Raw genomic sequence first — 2007 nt, forward strand, 5'->3', positions numbered from 1 at the left:
TTCACAGGAAAGGTCAACTTGTTGATGTCTTAGCTTTTCTTGCATAAGGTCAACATTAATATCAGCCGCAATGACTTGCGCACCTTGCGCTAATGCATATTTCACAATTTTAGCCCCAAGAAGGCCACCGGCACCGGCAATCAGTATTTTTTTTTCATTCAACAAATTGTTCATTATTCTTCATCCTGCAAGATGGCTTCCGCCAATCTAAAGTCATAAATATCATCGATATCAACAGCACGCGCTTTTGGCACTTCAATACTGGTGACTTTCCCTGAAAACAAACCATAATGATTGAGAACAAATTGTGGCGTCGTTGCATACACAACCGTGGTGATATCAAAAACTTCAGGCGCATCCTGTCTGCGAGTAACATCGGATTCTGGCTCATTCACCAGACTCACTAAATCGCCTTGAGTGATTTTCACCATGTTAAAGTAGGGACTACGACTCGCGGGTGTAACCGAAATACACATATCAGCATCAACTTTTATACGCTGCTTGATGGCGGCTTCAACATCAATAACCCCACGCAATGGACTGGTTGCGGGCAAACTGATAAAACCGTCAAACTCACCGTAATGTTGCTGTACCCACTCAATGGCATGGCGCCAAGATAACCACTCGGGGCTGGTATCAGACGCTAACTCTGCCGGTCTTTCAATCAGCACGGCACCAGATTCAATCGCAACCTTTGCGATATCAGTATCGTCAGTTGAGACAAACACTTTATTAATGGACGGTGACGCAAGTGCCGTATCTACGGAATATTGTAATAACGGCTTCCCAGCTAAAGGCTTAATATTTTTCCCTGGAAGCCCCTTTGAGCCTCCACGAGCAAAAATGAATGCAAAATTTTTCATTCTTATTCTCTATGTCATATTGGCTTGCTGTTTGACTTCATCGATAAAGCGAACAGTGGTTGCAGCTTCTAGTAGCTCTGTGCAAGTATGTTGATTTTGACCAATCATTTGCACAAAATCGTCTATCATCGCTAAATACATCTGATTCTTGTCCCACTCGGGATCACTGTAAAGCACGGTCGTCTCTGTGGCGGTCGTCAAAATGAGTTGATTTTGGATTAAATCCCAATCAATTCGCCCTTGACTGCCCACAAAGCTACATTGCCGATGCGCTTTACGTTGCAAGAAATCCAAATGAATCGTTGTGACAGCACCTGAATCCGTTAATGCGAGAATATCCACCATATCTTCCACATCCAAATCCAACTCTTTTGAAGAGCGTAAAACTGCATGTTGTAAGTTTAACGGACCTAGTAACCACTGAGCGTAATCCAGCTCATGACTTAGCTCAAACAGTGCACCACCACCGAGGAGTTTATTGGCAGACACACAATCACGGTAATCCTTATTTGGACGCCAATCAGGCAAATATTGCCCAATCTCTATGTGGCTATTATACAATGTGCCTATCTTACCCGCGTCCAACTGGACTTTTAATTGCAGTGCCGACGGTAGATACCTTAAACAATAACCAACGGCAACTGGGGTTTGATACTGCTCTATCGCGCGTTGGATAGCTTGCACATCTTCCATGGTCGTCGTCACGGTTTTTTCAATCAGTGTCGGTATGCCCGCCTCAATGAGAGGGATCGCATGCTGAGCGTGAAAAGGCGCAGGCGATGCCACGATTACTAACTCAACTTGCGCGTTAATGAGTGCTTCAACGCTGGCGACAATACCGTCACAATCACTCACCGCTTCCCTTGGCACTCGCCCGCTGGCCGACATGGCTAACAATTCAGCATCTGGAAATAACATTTTTAAATTACGACGGTGACGATTGGCAATATTGCCTAAACCAATGACTGCAACTTTATTCATCTTTAATCAAGCCCTAACGTATGAATATCCGTTTGCGCACGGTTGAAGTCATCCATTCTTCCGATGTCCAACCAATATTCATGGATAGGGAACATCAAAATATTGTCACGTTCAACCATGTGTTGCTCAAGCAGCGTTGGCATATCAATATGGTGATTTTCAG

General features: G+C 44.3%; 2 protein-coding genes and 1 pseudogene. All 3 read right to left on the reverse strand.

From position 1 onward, the window contains the following. Window positions 1-173: 173 nt before the first annotated feature. Entirely contained in the window at window positions 174-863 is a 690-nt protein-coding gene (locus C9J48_RS27545; protein WP_006232876.1) for an acylneuraminate cytidylyltransferase family protein, read from the reverse strand. A gap of 9 nt (window positions 864-872) precedes the next feature. Beyond that, window positions 873-1844, reverse strand: coding sequence for a Gfo/Idh/MocA family protein (locus C9J48_RS27550; protein ID WP_107281304.1), 972 nt, complete (start codon window positions 1842-1844; stop codon window positions 873-875). 2 nt (window positions 1845-1846) lie between these two features. Further along, window positions 1847-2007: pseudogene (locus C9J48_RS28325) on the reverse strand (alcohol dehydrogenase); the annotation flags it as partial.

Source organism: Photobacterium profundum, assembly GCF_003026285.1.
Lineage (GTDB): Bacteria > Pseudomonadota > Gammaproteobacteria > Enterobacterales > Vibrionaceae > Photobacterium > Photobacterium profundum.

What these genes read in the sequence shown, in the direction of transcription:
- C9J48_RS27545 (WP_006232876.1), bottom strand. Translation starts at nt 863, where the DNA reads ATGAAAAATTTTGCATTCATTTTTGCTCGTGGAGGCTCAAAGGGGCTT.
- C9J48_RS27550 (WP_107281304.1), bottom strand. Translation starts at nt 1,844, where the DNA reads ATGAATAAAGTTGCAGTCATTGGTTTAGGCAATATTGCCAATCGTCAC.